12 protein-coding genes are annotated in these 15,138 nt (G+C 45.0%); 7 read left to right on the top strand and 5 right to left on the bottom strand.

The genetic code is table 11. The features are described from left to right. Positions 1-405: 405 nt before the first annotated feature. A complete protein-coding gene (tmk, locus tag ACZ5PW_RS12195) occupies positions 406-1,041 on the bottom strand; it encodes a dTMP kinase (protein ID WP_464553954.1) in 636 nt (211 codons plus the stop codon). Next, positions 1,017-2,051 (bottom strand): 3'-5' exoribonuclease YhaM family protein, encoded by a 1,035-nt coding sequence (locus ACZ5PW_RS12190; RefSeq protein WP_464553952.1) that lies wholly within the window; start codon positions 2,049-2,051, stop codon positions 1,017-1,019. Before ACZ5PW_RS12190 ends, tmk begins: the two co-directional genes overlap by 25 nt. A 159-nt stretch (positions 2,052-2,210) precedes the next feature. On the opposite strand from ACZ5PW_RS12190, the gene surE reads away from it, so the two are divergent. The 6 genes from surE (at position 2,211) to ACZ5PW_RS12160 (ending at position 8,145) form a co-directional block, all read left to right on the top strand. Beyond that, entirely contained in the window at positions 2,211-2,966 is a 756-nt protein-coding gene (gene surE, locus ACZ5PW_RS12185) for a 5'/3'-nucleotidase SurE (protein WP_464553950.1), read from the top strand. Between the two features lie 191 nt (positions 2,967-3,157). After that, a complete protein-coding gene (gene fba, locus ACZ5PW_RS12180) occupies positions 3,158-4,081 on the top strand; it encodes a class II fructose-1,6-bisphosphate aldolase (protein ID WP_464553949.1) in 924 nt (307 codons plus the stop codon). Between the two features lie 308 nt (positions 4,082-4,389). After that, entirely contained in the window at positions 4,390-5,376 is a 987-nt protein-coding gene (gap, locus tag ACZ5PW_RS12175) for a type I glyceraldehyde-3-phosphate dehydrogenase (protein WP_464553948.1), read from the top strand. A gap of 404 nt (positions 5,377-5,780) precedes the next feature. Then, positions 5,781-6,389, top strand: a complete 609-nt coding sequence (locus tag ACZ5PW_RS12170; protein ID WP_464553947.1) for an amino acid ABC transporter permease — start codon at positions 5,781-5,783, stop codon at positions 6,387-6,389. A gap of 28 nt (positions 6,390-6,417) precedes the next feature. Beyond that, positions 6,418-7,251, top strand: a complete 834-nt coding sequence (locus ACZ5PW_RS12165; protein WP_464553944.1) for a transporter substrate-binding domain-containing protein — start codon at positions 6,418-6,420, stop codon at positions 7,249-7,251. Positions 7,252-7,260: 9 nt separating this feature from the next. Beyond that, complete coding sequence (locus ACZ5PW_RS12160) at positions 7,261-8,145, top strand: amino acid ABC transporter permease (RefSeq protein WP_464553940.1); 885 nt, start codon at positions 7,261-7,263, stop codon at positions 8,143-8,145. 5 nt (positions 8,146-8,150) lie between these two features. Here the strand turns inward: ACZ5PW_RS12160 and ACZ5PW_RS12155 are convergent, their stop codons facing one another. Further along, the gene (locus tag ACZ5PW_RS12155) at positions 8,151-8,879 is read right to left on the bottom strand and encodes an HD-GYP domain-containing protein (protein WP_464553937.1); all 729 of its coding nucleotides are present in this window, start codon (positions 8,877-8,879) and stop codon (positions 8,151-8,153) included. Between the two features lie 296 nt (positions 8,880-9,175). On the opposite strand from ACZ5PW_RS12155, the gene ACZ5PW_RS12150 reads away from it, so the two are divergent. Beyond that, positions 9,176-11,617, top strand: a complete 2,442-nt coding sequence (locus ACZ5PW_RS12150; RefSeq protein ID WP_464553932.1) for a methyl-accepting chemotaxis protein — start codon at positions 9,176-9,178, stop codon at positions 11,615-11,617. Positions 11,618-11,731: 114 nt separating this feature from the next. Here ACZ5PW_RS12150 and ACZ5PW_RS12145 read toward each other — a convergent pair whose 3' ends face one another. Both ACZ5PW_RS12145 and ACZ5PW_RS12140 read right to left on the bottom strand, forming a co-directional pair. Continuing rightward, positions 11,732-12,874 (bottom strand): YibE/F family protein, encoded by a 1,143-nt coding sequence (locus tag ACZ5PW_RS12145; RefSeq protein WP_464553929.1) that lies wholly within the window; start codon positions 12,872-12,874, stop codon positions 11,732-11,734. A gap of 102 nt (positions 12,875-12,976) precedes the next feature. Then, the gene (locus ACZ5PW_RS12140) at positions 12,977-14,530 is read right to left on the bottom strand and encodes an alkaline phosphatase (RefSeq protein ID WP_464553926.1); all 1,554 of its coding nucleotides are present in this window, start codon (positions 14,528-14,530) and stop codon (positions 12,977-12,979) included. Between the last annotated feature and the right edge of the window lie 608 nt (positions 14,531-15,138).

Below are 15,138 nucleotides of genomic sequence, written 5' to 3'. Positions count from 1 at the left end.
AATTTTATGAACAATAGCTTCTGCGCAACCACCTCTACACTCCATAATATATTTGTTACACAGGCGCTAATGTATTGAAAATTCTAATTACTCTTAAACCACTTTACTATGAGTGCGTCAACCCCTATTGCAAAATTATTGATTTGAATGCTTGTTTTGCATTTTTATAGATAAAAACATCATTAAATAACACTAAATTTAAAATGTTATTCTTTTATTCTAATCTATTTTACACTTGATACTACAAAGCACAAAATTCTTTTATTTTTTATAATACCGCCACAGTTAACACCACTCTAAAAAAAATAACACCACTTAAAAATAATAAAAAAACGCGGCCCTTATAGAGACCGCGTCTGTAAAAATCCTATTAATCGCCTAAAACAAAGATGCCTCTCTGCTCCGTCATCCCTCAAGCATCTGACTGACTTTATCTTTGACAACTTCGAATATCTCATCGGGGGTCTGGTCGGCATCTACAACCATGATTCGATCATTATTCAATGCAGCCCAGGTCAGATAGCCTTCTCTTACACGATTATGAAACTCTAGCGACTCAGCCTCAAAGCGACCTTCTTCCTGCATTTTGTTTTCCTGAAGGTTTCTGGTCATGGCACGCTTGAGCCCCACTTCCGGATCAATATCAAGAAGCACTGTGAGATCAGGCCAGTTTCCGCAGACTGCAACATCGTTCAGCTCACGAAGTAACTTGGGGTCAAGGCCCCTTCCATACCCCTGATATACTATAGTTGAGTCTGCAAACCTGTCGGAAATAACGACTGCCCCTTTATCAACGGCCGGTTTAACAACCTGGCTGACATGCTGGGCCCGGTCTGCAAGATAAAGAAACAGTTCACACTCGCCAGTTATATCTGTGCTGTCCATATTCAGAAGAATTTTTCGCAGTTCTTTACCGATACGGCTGCCGCCCGGCTCAAGGGTAACTTTGACTTCCTGCCCCGCCCCTTCAAGAAATGCCTTAAGCAGCTTGATCTGAGTGGTCTTGCCGGTTCCTTCTATCCCTTCAAAGGTAATGAACATTGAGCCTCCGATTTTTTCAATTCACACTTACTGCCCGGCCCGTCAGGTGACTTCTCAGGCTTATACAGATACCTGTCCAGAAAACGCTGATAAGGAGTCCAACTGGAACCGTTATCATCAAGCTTGTCTAGCTCCGCAAAAATCGTGTTCATCTTCGCATCGATATTATCGGCAAAGTGCAGAATGAAAGCTTCCGGAGTCTTTGGACGTTTTGGAGCGCCAAACTCATATTCGCCATGATGAGACAGGATCAAATGCTTCAAATGAAGTTTCAGCTTATCATCCAGATCCCTCGTTTTTTTCAAAAAAGGCTCCAGAATCTCAACTCCTATATGGATATGCCCGAGCAGCCTGCCCACATCAGTATATTCATTTGTCAAACCGCCTGAAAGCTCCCATGCTTTTCCAAGGTCATGAAATATTGCAGCAGCCAGAAGCACCTGCCTGTCAACTTCAGGGTAATTATCACAGATGGACATGCACAAACGGGAAACAGCCAGCGTATGCTCAAGCAAGCCCCCGACATAAGCATGATGCACCGCCTTGGCCCCCGTTGCTGTCAGAAGCCGCTTATTGATTTCCTCATCTTTAAGAACTCTACGACAGAATTTTTTCCAGGGTAGATGAACCATATGCTCTGCAATCAGAAAATCAAGCTCCTGCATCATATCTTCAGGCTTTTCCTTACTTGAAGGCAAAAACTCTGTTATATCAAGCTGAAATCTTTCAGGATCAAGCACTTCCATCATTTCAACAGTCAATTGAGGCTTGTCTCTGAATGATCCGACCATCCCTCCGGCAACCACAAACATCCCAGGCTCAAGGGCTTGAAATGATTGGCTGAGAGGACTCCATATCTTAGCTTCAACAACCCCGGAATTATCCTGAAGGCGCAGATTCCAGAAAGGTCCGTTTCTGGATTCACGTAACTGCGCCTCACCGAGAAGAAAGACATCTCTGACTCTTTCCCCATTTATAAAATCTTTAATATATGTAGTTTTTTGCGACACTTCTTGCTATTCCTGAATTGCTTTGATACCTCGCCTCTAGGCGTTGTCATTTTCCGCTGACAGTCACATTTTATTATCAACTGTCCGGAATCTGTATACATAGTCAAACCAACGTAAAGCGTCCAATTTTTTTTTGACCCTTCGTTGTCGGAGAAACTTATGAATATACTTCTGACCAATGATGACGGAATTCAGGCCGTTGGCCTGAGAGCTCTCTACCATGCCCTTAAAAAGGCTGGAATGAACGTACAGGTCGTTGCCCCGGTTGCCGAACAATCCGCAGTGGGGCACGCCGTATCTTTATCTTCTCCACTCAAGGTGAAGCAGTTTGAAGAAGACGGCTTCTCCGGACTGGGGGTTTACGGGACTCCAGTAGACTGCGTCAAGCTGGCACTTACAACTTTGCTTGATACTAAACCGGATATAGTTGTCTCAGGCATAAACAGCGGGGCCAATGTCGGAGTTGACATACTCTACTCGGGAACAGTTTCCGCGGCAACGGAAGGAGCGCTCATGGGCTACCCTGCAATAGCTGTCTCCTATGACAACTTCAAACCTGAAGAACTTACAGGACAGGGAGACTATGCAGCAGATATTCTGCGCAAAATGCCCTGGAAAGACCTTGCCCCGAAAACAGTCATCAACCTGAACTTTCCGGCTGTAGCGGTCGAAGACAGCAAGGGCTTGAAAATATGCCGTCACACGCGAGTTTCATGGCAGGACTGGTATGAGGTGCGTCAGGACCCAAGAGGGCACACATATTACTGGCTTGATGGTGTCATGCCCAAAGATAAGATCAGCAGCGGAACCGATAGGGATCTGCTCACCAAAGGATATGTGACCATAACTCCACTGCACTTTGATTTCACAGACCGTGAAGCAATTGTCACTCTGGAGAAAAGCTTAGAATCGTAGTTCATATACAATTTACTATGTATGTGGACATTTTATTTCTATATAGTGTATAAGAAACTAATTTGAACCAAATGCGGTAATTCTATCCGGATAATAGGCAATCGGCAGTCGCCAGGGAAATTGTCTGCCGGTTTGACCCCGGGTAGATCTGCAACTTGAATAATCCAGGCTATTCCACCAAGGAGGAGTTAATGCCACTCGTTTCGCCTAAAGAAATGTTTGAAGGGGCCTATGCAGGCGGTTATGCCATCGGCGCGTTTAACGTGAACAACATGGAGATCATTCAGGGAATTATGGAAGCCGGCAGCGAGGAGAGCGCTCCGCTTATCCTGCAGGTTTCAGCTGGTGCCAAGAAGTACGCAGGCCTCGGCTACATCAACAAGCTCATGGAAGCTGCGCTGCTGGAAACCGATCTTCCGGTCGTACTTCATCTCGACCACGGGGCAAATTTTGAAATCTGCAAGGAAGTTATAGACGGCGGTTTCACTTCTGTAATGATTGATGGATCACATCTTCCGTTTGAAGAAAATATTGCAGAAACCAAAAAGGTCGTTGAATACGCTCACGACAAGGGTGTCTGGGTAGAAGCTGAACTGGGACGTCTTGCAGGAGTCGAAGAGGACGTTGTATCAGAAAAAACTATCTATACCGATCCTGATGAAGCAGTTGAATTCGTAGAGCGCACCGGATGTGACTCACTGGCTATCGCTATCGGCACAAGCCACGGAGCATACAAATTTACCGGCGAAGCAAAACTTGACTTCGACCGTCTGGACAAAATCGGTTCCATGATGCCCGACTACCCCATTGTCCTTCACGGAGCATCCAGCGTTGTTCCTGAATTTGTCGCAATGGCCAACGAATACGGTGGAGAAATCGGAGGGGCTAAAGGAGTTCCCGAAGACCTGTTGCGCAAAGCTGCCTCAAAAGCGGTCTGCAAAATCAATATTGACACAGATATCCGCCTTGCCATGACTGCGGTTATCCGCAAATTCCTCAAAGAAAACCCTGAAAAATTCGACCCTCGCGGATACCTCGGTGAATCCCGCAAGGCCGTTAAGGAAATGGTCCGCCACAAAATCCTGAACGTTCTGGGTTGTTCCAACAAAGCATAATAATAGCCTCAAGTAAGGTCGCCTCCAGGGAAAAGGCGGCCTTACTTATCTATAAACAAAGGAAGCATCTGATCAGGATGCACTATTAAAGGGAAGCTTGCCCCCTGTCGCCTTACTAGAGTCGATCAGCTAGCAGAGCGGAAAAGAAGGATTTGACAATCCTTCATATTATCTGCCGGAGAAACAGATCCCCGCCTGCAAACTGTAACGCTGGAACGTGTTCTATTACCCGGAACACGCCCCGTGGAAGGTCCTGTGAGAAGACCGGACACAAGGTGAACCAGGGGCGGAAAAGGAGAAAACTGATAATGGCTGTAAAACTTGGGATTAATGGATTCGGCAGAATCGGACGCTACCTCGTAAGACTTGTTCACGACAGCAAAGACTTCGACCTTGTCGCAATTAACGCCCGCGCCTCCAACGAGGACCTCGCTCTTCTCTTCAAACATGATTCCGTCCACGGAACTTTTAACGGAGAAGTTGAAGCGACTGAAAAAGGCTTCACAATCAACGGTAAAGAAGTTCTGGTTACCCGTTGTGGCCCCGGTGAATGGAAATGGGCTGAATTGGGCTGCGATATGGTTGCGGAAACCACAGGTAAATTCCGTGACCGTGAAAGCTGCAAAAAGCACATCGCCTGTGGCGCAAAAAAAGTTATCATCAGCTCACCGGGCATCGATGCGGACAAGACCATTGTCATGGGTGTAAACGATGATACCATCACTCCCGAGGACAACATCGTCTCCGGAGCGTCCTGCACCACCAACTGTCTTGCCCCTGTTGCCAAAGTTATCAACGATGAATTCGGCATTGAGCGCGGACTAATGACTACTGTTCACGCCTACACCATGAGCCAGAGAGTGCTGGACGGATCCCATAAGGATATCCGCCGCGCAAGAGCCTGTGCAGTAAACATGGTTCCGACCACAACCGGTGCAGCCAAGGCAGTAGGCATGGTCATTCCGGAACTGGACGGCAAACTGGACGGCATGTCAATCCGTGTTCCGACTCCCAACGTATCTCTGGTAGACCTTACCTGTGATCTCGGCCGTGAAACTACCAAGGAAGAAGTGAACGCAGCCCTTGCAAAAGCTGCCAGCGAATTCATGGGGTACACTGAAAAACCTCTGGTCTCCACTGACTACCTCGGCGATACCCACGGTGGTGTTGTTGACGGTCCCCTGACCGAAGTTATGGAAGGCAAAATGCTCAAGCTCATCATCTGGTACGACAACGAAGCCAGCTTCACCAACCAGCTGGTCCGCCTGATGAAAAAAGTTGCAGCGATGATTTAATATCATCTTAATTGAATACACAAAGTCCCTCTCAGGCTTTCAGTTCCTGAGAGGGACTTTTTTAATAACTACGATAAATTACTGATTACCTATCGGCCTGCATAATGGAAAGATCATATAAAATATTTTTTATAAACCAGACCACACTTTTTAAATAACATGCTGGATTTGTTTTCAAATCCATAGTAACTATTCCGATTATGCCTCAAAACAATTCCTCATTCACCAGAAATAAGAACCGCCCTCGGTTCGTTTTAGATACAGCTATATTCATTTCGCTCTTAATTCTTTTTGGGCTGTTCCTGTACGAAGGGACAGAAAATCTTGGTTATAACTGGCAGTGGTTCAGAATACCCGAATTTATCATAAACATATCCGAAGAAGGAATTTCCGCTGGCCTGCTGATGAAAGGACTGGGAGTTACTCTGGAGATTTCAGGGATCAGCTTCATTCTCACTTTTGTTATAGGACTTGGAACAGCAATGCTCCGTCTTTCAGGATCATTCGTAGGAAACGCTCTGGCACGCGCCTACCTTGAACTCATCCGCAACACTCCTCTGCTGATTCAGCTTTTTTTCATATATTTTGTTATCGCTCCCATCTTTGGAATAAGCGGATTCTGGGCTGCAGTCATTGCATTGAGCATGTTTGAGGGAGCCTATGCTTCTGAAATTTTCAGAGCAGGAATCCTGTCTATCGACCAAGGGCAGTGGGAAGCCGCATTCAGTCTGGGCGGAAACAGGAAATTCGCTTATCTTAATGTGATATTGCCACAGGCAATTCCCAGAATTGCCCCCCCTCTTGCAGGGCAGGCAATATCACTGGTCAAAGATTCTGCACTGGTCAGCACGGTCGCAATCTACGACCTTACCATGCAGGGTCAATCCATAATTTCCGAAACCTTTATGACATTTGAAATATGGTTTACTGTTGCAGCCATATACCTTTGCATCACTCTGCTTCTTTCATGGGCACTGGACAAAATGGCTATGAAATTCAAAAGCAGATGGTAACTCAAACCCCGAAATCACCGGAGGAAAAATGACTTTGTGGAAAACTGTAACTATCGGAATCGCAGCTATGGTTCTTATCATGGGAGTATCATCAGCTGTGTGGGCAGGAGACGCCAGACTGGAACTGTCAAAAGACAGCACCCTTGAAACAGTCTTGAAGCGCAAAACACTGAGAGTCGGCTTTTCAACTTTCAAGCCGTGGGCAATGAAAGACAAGAATGGTGAGTTCGTAGGCTTTGAAATTGATGTGGCCAAACGCCTCGCGAATGATATGGGTGTTAAAATACGCTTTATACCGACCAAGTGGGACGGAATCATCCCTGCTCTCCTCACTGGCAAATTTGATATAATTATCGGCGGAATGGGAATCACCCCCAAACGTAACCTCAAAGTCAATTTTTCCGATCCCTACGAATTCACCGGCATGTCTATTGTCGCAAACAAGGATGTAGCCCCGGACAAAAGCGACTTGAAGGATTTCAACAATAAGTCCACCAAGGTTTCCGTTCGCCTCGGAACAACCGCTGAAAAAGCTGCTAAGAACTTTCTTCCTGAAGCCAAGCTTCTCAAATTCAGTGATGAAGCTGCCTCTATTCAGGAACTCCTGAATGGTAAGGCCGCAGCCCTCATTGCTTCCAACCCCCTGCCTGAAAGTCTTGTAAAGAAATACCCTGAAAAACTGTATCTACCCCTTCAGGCAGACTTTACCCAGGAACCCATCGGCTTTGCCGTCAGAAAGGGTGATCCTGACTTCCTGAACTTCCTGAACAACTGGATCAAAGTAACCAATTCCGAAGGGTGGCTTGAAGCCCGTTTCAATTACTGGTTTAAAACTGATGAGTGGAAATCCCTCGTTGAATAATTGTAACGAATGCTAAATTCCACAAAAAGGATTACCTCCCTTGATGTGCTGCTTCTGGCAGTCATCTCGGGAGGTTTAATCTGGTTCATCTATCTTTTAGTGACCCAGTTGAATTACAACTGGGAATGGTCTGCAGTGCCCGGCTACATTGCCCGGATCGACGGTTCCGGTAAATTAAGTGCGGGGCTCCTTACTCAGGGACTGCTCGTCACCCTCAGACTTTCCATCTGGTCGGTTCTTTTCGCCCTTATGATCGGTACTGTGATGGGAATGTGGAGGGTGAGTCCGCGCCCCCTGCTGCGCATGATTTCCGGGTCATACGTCGGACTAATCCGTAATATACCGCCACTTGTTCTTATTTTCATTTTTTACTTCTTTCTTGGCGATCAGATCATGACAGCGACCGGGATAACTGAGCTGTCATACACTCTTGACGACAGCAGTTCTCCTGTCCTGAATTTTCTATTTGGTCCGGTAGAACAACTCCCCGCCTTTCTCTCCGGAGTAGTCACGATGTCACTGTTTGAGGGAGCCTACATAACTGAAATTGTCAGAGCCGGAATTGAATCGATTGAGAAAGAACAATGGGAAGCTTCATCCGCTCTAGGGTTCAACAGAAGATCCCAACTGATTCATATTATTCTGCCGCAGGCGTTTTCCCGATCACTGCCGCCACTGGCCGGACAATTCATATCAACCATCAAAGATTCTTCCATAGTTTCTGTAATTTCTATTCAGGAACTTACCTTTGCTGGACAGGAGCTGATGTCCGCCACATACAGGACATTCGAAATTTGGACCATTGTAATCATAATGTATTTTATGCTTACTTTTCCATGTTCACTTTACGTCCGTAAACTGGAGAAGAAAATGAACAGTCACCGCAATAAGTAACCAGTTTAATTAAAGCCAGAACACAGAGTCCGCTCTATCTCACGGTTTTGCGATGCGACTACAAAGTCAGTCTCTGAAAGATGGTTGAAATAATTTTCAATGCTCTCAGCCAGATCAACGAATGCCTCAACAATAAACGGATCGAACTGCGTGCCTGAACATCTGTGAATTTCCGCGACGATCTTTTTAAAAGTTACAGCTTTCCGATACGGCCTGTTGCTTGCCATTGCGGAAAGTGTATCTGCAACAGCGATTATCCTGGCCTCGAATGGAATTTCTTTACCGACAAGTCCGTGAGGATACCCTTTTCCGTCATACCTTTCATGATGATGAAGTATGGACTTTGCCAACACGTCAATTCCATCCAATGTTGTAACAGGAGCGATGATATCTGCTCCTATTTGTGGATGCTTCTGGATAATCCGGAATTCATCTTCAGTTAAGCGCCCTTTTTTCTGCAGAATTGAATCCGGAATTCCTATTTTACCGATATCATGCAGATGTCCCGCAATATGTAACAACTCACATCGATCTTTATTCAGACCAATGTGCATGCCTATTTTCTGAGACACAACAGCAACTTCTTCAGAGTGTGAACACGTATAAGGATCTTTCGCGTCAATTGCATTACCTAAAGATTCTGCAAATTGATGTACTGTCATGCTCGCTTTACATGCGCTGCGTGAACTTTCACTCTCAATTTCGGCCCCGATAATTTCTATATGATTTTTCATCCAACACCATTGATATTTTCAACATTAATTGTTTTGCAGCCATCGAGCTGGAAAATATTGAATTTGAATATCAATGTCAATAAAATGAATAGATAAATTTAAAAATATATCTAAAAAGGAAGACAAAATCATTTATAAATTACTTAGTTATTCCGTCTTATAATTTCAAACATGCAATATTAGCTGCATATTATTGAAATAAATTGATTTATTAACACAACCGTAACATTCCCGACATCTACGCCTAACCCGCCATACATACATTCCACCTCGTAAAGCTGAGGAGGAAATTCGGCATGTCGTTAAAACTAAAGTTAATCACTTTTTGTGTGGCAATAGGACTTATTCCGCTAATTATAGTTGGCGCACTAAGCGTGGGGATGGCATCCAAGGCTCTTTCCGCGCAGGCTTTTGGACAGCTTGAGTCGGTCAGGGACTCAAAAAAGAAAAACGTAGAGGATCTGGTTCAGAAATGGTTCCACGAAGTCAAACTTTTTTCCAATGTTAAGGAAGTATATAATGCCGTAGGCCTTATAGGCGAATACTGCCTTGAATATGAACTTCCCGGAAAACCGCTTGATGTGGATTCCGCAGAATACGTGGATGTCCACAAATACGCATCCCCCCCCTTCCTGCCGTTTGTTGAAACTCTTGGCTATGATGACGCTATCCTTATAAATGATTACGGACGAGTTCTCTTCACTGTTAAAAAAGAAAAGGACTTGGGAGCTGATCTTAAAAAAGGGCAGTATAAAGACACAAGTCTAGCCCGAGCATTCCGGAAAGCAGTGAAAGGTGAAATAGCTTTCGCGGACTACGAACCTTACGCCCCTATGGACGGCACACCGGTGGCATTCGTTGCCGCCCCGGTCAGATCACATGCAGGAGACATTCAGGGCGTAGTTGCCCTCAGAATTCCCTTGATGGAAATCAACTCAATTATGACTTTGCGCTCAGGCATGGGTGAAACAGGTGAATCCTATCTGGTCGGCCCTGATTTTCACATGCGTTCTGACTCGGAACTGAATCCCCGATACAGAACGGTTAAAACCTCCTTTGCCAACCCCGACAAGGGTAAAGTTGAAAACAAGGCTGTCCAACTGGCCCTTGCCGGAGAATCAGGATCTTCAATAATTACAGGAGATCATGGAATTGAAAGACTCACCGCCTATACCCCCATAACCATCGGATCATCAACATGGGCACTTTTATCGGAGATTAATGAAGATGAAGCATTCGCCGCAGTTTCCAACCTCAGAACAGCTGCCATAGGCATCTCAGCAATAACCGCCCTTCTCGTCGTTATCAGCGCACTGCTCTTCCTGAACAGATCAATCATTAATCCGCTCAAAAGAATAGAAGATTTTGTCAGCGCCATTGCAGATGGCAACTTCAAGGCGGACCTTGAAGGCAAATTCAAAAGTGAAATCAAAAAACTTTCTGACGGCATCCAAATCATGGTAGGAGAGCTTAAAAACAAGCTTGGCTTTTCTCAGGGAATGCTTGACGGGATGACTGTTCCTTGTCTTATCTGTGATACTGACGCTAAAATATCCTACCTGAACGACCCATTATGCCAATTGATGGAGAGTGGGACTTCCTGCCAGAACTGGATTGGACGTCCTGTAAAAGAGCTCCTGCAGGCTCCTCCCGGCGAGAAAGGTATACTGACTATGTGTCTGGAGAATAAAGAACCTGTTGTTAACGTTGAAAGAAAATGGAAAACAAAGAAAGAAAATGAACGTGATGTTCGCATAGACGCCGCACCATTGTACGATCTTGACGGGATGCTGATTGGCGGATTCGCAATAGTGGTGGATCTTACGGAGATGAAGGCCAAGGAAGCACAGATCAGCGAGCAGAACAAAATCATGGTCGAAATTACTGAACAGGCACAGGTAATATCTCAACATCTCACCAAGGGAGCAGCCGAGATAGAAACTCAAGTTGAGCAGGTTTCATCAAACACTGAAAAACAATTCGACCGCATTGAATACTCCTCGCAGGCAATCACAGAAATGAACCAGAGTTTATTAAACTCGGCACAAAATGCAGACAACGCATCTGAACAGGCTCAGCAGACCAGAACAAAAGCAGAAGAAGGCATGCAGACAATGACTGAGACAAGTGTCGCGATCAACCAGCTGCAATCCCTCTCCGATGTGGTAAAAGAAAACATGCACACCCTTGGTGATCACAGCCAGTCTATCGGGGGCATAATCGGGGTTATCAATGATATCGCCGACCAGACCAACCTGCTTGCCCTCAACGCTGCGATCGAGGCCGCCCGTGCCGGAGAGGCCGGAAGAGGTTTCGCGGTAGTCGCAGATGAAGTCCGCAAACTGGCAGAAAAAACAGTTCAGTCCACCAAAGAGGTGGAAGAAGCTATCAAAAGTATCCAGTCTTCAGCCAGAAACAATATTGCGAACACTGACATGACAGTTGAAGCAGTCGAGCACGCAAGCTCACTGGTTGAAAAGTCCGTTGGAGCTTTCAAGGAAATCTCGGAGATGTCAGTGGACACCGCAACCGAGATTCAACGTATTGCTGATGCAACAGATCAGCAGTCTTCAGCTCATGATCAGATTCATGCATCCGTTGAAGAACTCAAACAACTGGCCAGCAGCACCAAAAACGACATGCACGATTCCGCCAAGTCAATCACTAGTCTTGCTCGAACAGCCCATGAGCTTGAAAAACTGATCGAAAGACTCAGTTCTGCGGGCGGGATGCAATAGATTTGCTTACATATCATTTAAAAACTACAATCACTTTCAAGTAGTTACATAAAAAGGCCGGAGCAAACGTGATATACGTTTACTCCGGCCATATTTGTTTCCATTATTTTTAAATTATTCATTCGAGTTGGAATTACCTGCAACTGTTTTGCCTAGTCCGCATAATATTACTCCCGCCAATACAGCGGTAATGGGAGCAACTAGCACCAACCCCACACTCCCCACGAGAGTTCTGAAAATTTCAGCAGCTACCAGCTTGAAATTGAGCATGCGTGTAAAAGTGGTTTCCTTGGTAACAAACACCATAAGCATGGTCAGGTATCCGCCTGAATATGCGAGCAGTAGCGTTGTCGTCATGGTTCCTGTAACCATACGCCCCACATTAAACCCCGATTTTATCAATTCATTTCTAGAAATATCCGGTTTTTTGTCCAGAACTTCATTCATTGAAGCCGCAACATCCATTGCTATATCCATGGCCGCCCCTGAAGCTCCCAGAATAACTGAAGCGTAAAATATATCCAAAAGATTCAGAGTATAGTGTCCTGAGAAAACGAGCATTGTCGCAAATGGGGCTGTCATTCCGGCAAGTTTTAACTTCTCCCCGAAAAATAGAGTCAGCGATAAAGCCAGCAGCAGGCCGCTAAGCGTACCAAGTATCGCTATCAGAGTAACCTTTGAAAATCCAGCCACTGAAGTGATTATCACAACTGTTAAAAGAGAAAGTGTAAAGACTGTCAAAAGTACGGGACTGCCACCTGAAAGCAGACCGGGAATGAAGAACTTCCAGATTATATAAAAGCTTGTAACGAAACTGAATAATGCCTTGAGGCCGATTGAACGAGCATAGATCAAAAGGATAATTACAAAGAGTCCGAAAAGAGCAAGTTCCCACCCCTGCCGATACTGGTTCACAGCCCTTGCGTTGACAGCTTTACCGTTTTCAAGCTTTACCGCCATCAGCAAAGTATCTCCGGGATGATACAATTCATCCATCTCCGGCTGTCCTGTAAGCTGATTCACCCCTCTTACTTTCTGGCCCTTCAGCTCTCCTTCAGTAAGCACAGCATCAACATGCTGAGCACCGATTCTCGCGGTTCCCATCTCTACAAGTGAAGAGTTGTCCACATCCGTGACTACAGCACGCAACTCTTTTACATTCGGATCCCTTTGCCTGGCCGACTGCTCATGCTGCAGAAGCCAGATAATGCCGCAGATCATCAGGATAAAAACCAGAGGTGATATCAGCCTTTTCATATTGACCTCATAAATATATTAAAAAGGTCCCCGCCTTAGGCGGGGACCTCACAGAAGCGTCTTTTATACCCACTGACTTGTCAGCAGCATATTAAAAACATTTTATTTGTTATAAGGAATCTTGGAATACTTTTCCTGAGGACCGAAAGTCTCACCAAGAAGAGCTTTGGAATCGGCTTTCTTGAGGGTAGAAAGCTCTACTCCCATTACTTCTGCAATGCGATTCGGAATATCGGTGTTATCGATAAAACCATTGAACCTGTCAGCACCTGCACCTATGGAAGAAGCGGGGATGAAAGTTCCGGTATGAACAAAAGAGGTCCAGAAAACACGGGTTCTCTGAGAAAGCAGGTCGGTTACAGCAACCATTGTCGGTGTGTAAGAATAACCATAAAGAACCTTATCCTTCTTTTCGAGAGACTGGTTCTTATCCTGCACTTTCATTGCATCCGCAAGAATTTTATCTTCCGCAGGAGTACGGTCCGTCAAACCCCAGTTTTCTTCAACGTATTTGATAAAGGCGGCATGCCTTTTCCCGAGATCGGACTCTTTTGCAGCCAGCTTGTTGTAATATCCGTTAAGGTTGTCTTCAGCTGAAACCTTTACTTTATTGAGAGCCTTGAGGTTAAGAAAATAACCTTTTGAGTCCATGGATATTCCAAGACCAACACCACCGGTTTCGTGGTCGGCAGCAGTGACAATCAGAGTCTCCTCAGGATGCTTTTTGTAGAACTCATATGCGAGCTTTACAGCCTCATCCATTGCAATGGTATCCATGATAGTTGAAGCCGGATCGTGAGCGTGAGCAGCATGGTCAATACGTCCACCTTCTACCATCAGGAAGAAAGGCTTCTCCTGAACAGAAAGAGATTCGATTGCCTTGCCAGTCAGTTCACTGAGGGAGGGATACTTGTTGGTTTTCAGATCGCTGTTACGACGTTCAATTTCGTAAGGAAGATGACTGTAGGTAAGAGCAGCGAAAACTTTATCGCCTTTACCGGGCTTGTACGCACGGAATGCATCACGCTTAGAGTCGCCGACAAAGGTTTTGTATCCCTGGTCTGCAAACATTTTAACAACATCAACGTCATCCTTACGCTTGGACTTGAGTCCTTCAGGATTGTTCTTGGCTACGTAGTGGCGATACCCTCCACCGGCAAAGAAATCAAAACCTGAATCAGCCTGATCCACCGCAATATCGTTAGCGGCATTACGGTCTGTGTTATGAGCAGTAAAGGAAGCGGGTGTTGCATGTGTCAGACGGGTAGAAGTAACAATACCCACAGAATAGCCCTTTTCCTTAGCAGCCTCGGCAATTGTTTTTATGTCAGTTCCGTCAGGCAGCTTGGCAACGTATCCGTTGGTGGTTTTGTAACCACAGGCCAGAGCGGTTCCACCGGCAGCGGAATCAGTAATCAAAGTGTTGTCAGAATAGGTGGTAACCAGCGCAGAGTCTGGAAAAGTATTCATTACCAACCTTGCGTCCGGGTCACCTGTTTCCATCTTGTAGTAAAACTCAGCAGCCATACGCTGAGTAGGCCCGAGACCATCCCCTATGAAATAAAAAACATACTTTGGCGCAGCGGCAAAAGCAGTTGCAGCCATCAGGCACAGACAGACTGCAAGAGTCAGTGGACGAAAAATCCTCTTAAACATACTCACTCCCATTAGATTAGAATTACAACCTCGTTACTCAATAATTTCGGCATAATAACGAGGCAGATATACGCCCCTGCATTGGTTCACAAATGATCAAACAGGTTCGCAAAACAACAAAATCGAGTAAGTGGCTAAGAAATAATGGCTAAGCCTTGTCACACTGTAACAAAGACCCAACACCACCCCTAAATAATTACTTAAAACCACTATACACAACACTTCTCCAAGTATTTAGAAAAGTTAAAGTGAGCATAGAGATATTAAAAGTTATGTCAATGGGGTCTTGATCCGTGATTTAAGGCTTCACTATTGTAACACAATCGTAACATTTCGAAATGTATTTATAATTGAAATCGAAAATAAAGTTTTAAAAATGTCATCTTTTTTACATTGAACGATGATCCACAATTGTAACCAATAAATACAACTCAGCCTGTAAAGAAATGGAAAATAATTCCCTTAAGCACCATAATTGGATGCCTCCCCTGTCAATTCAGCCCCAAAAATCGATTATTCTTCCTTTTCCTATCTTTTTAATCAGTTCAATAAAAAGACAACCATTTGTTTTACCTTAAATTTCAAGATACGGCCTGTTTTTTGATTAT

This window comes from Maridesulfovibrio salinus (assembly GCF_055394525.1).
The sequence above is the reverse complement of the archived record's forward strand: the minus strand, read 5'-3'. Positions and strand labels throughout refer to the sequence as shown.